We start from the raw sequence: 387 nt of genomic DNA on the forward strand, positions 1-387 counted from the left end.
AGTTTTCGGACAAGCCGCAAGAATTCCTTGGTACGGGCGTAACGGTGCGGCTGGTCCCCCTCGCTGTCGCCGTATGCGGCAAGGTTGTCCAGTCCCGACACGATGTTGATCCGCACGCGTCCGCCCGTCAGATGGTCAAGCGTGGCTGCTGCCGACGCAAGGTTCGCCGGCCGCCAGTAGCCCGGTCGGATAGCGATGAGCGGTTCGAAGGAGGTCGTCTGCGCTGCAAGGGCAGCGGCAAGCGTGAAAGTGTCAGGACGGCCCCAACCCGTTCCGATCAAGGCGCCCTTCCAGCCATTGTCCTCAATTGCTTTCGCATGGCCCGTCAGGGTCTGGAGGCTGTTGTGATTTTCGACGACGGCATCGCCCCGATGCCCGCCTTTGATC

1 protein-coding gene is annotated in these 387 nt (G+C 62.8%); it reads right to left on the minus strand.

Annotation, left to right across the window (positions count from 1 at the left end):
• Positions 1 to 386 (minus strand): LLM class flavin-dependent oxidoreductase (locus tag EN738_RS35120; protein ID WP_245494864.1); only part of this gene is annotated, 386 nt, incomplete at its 3' end.
• Between the last annotated feature and the right edge of the window lies 1 nt (position 387).

This window comes from Mesorhizobium sp. M4B.F.Ca.ET.017.02.2.1 (assembly GCF_003998955.1).
Lineage (GTDB): Bacteria > Pseudomonadota > Alphaproteobacteria > Rhizobiales > Rhizobiaceae > Mesorhizobium > Mesorhizobium abyssinicae.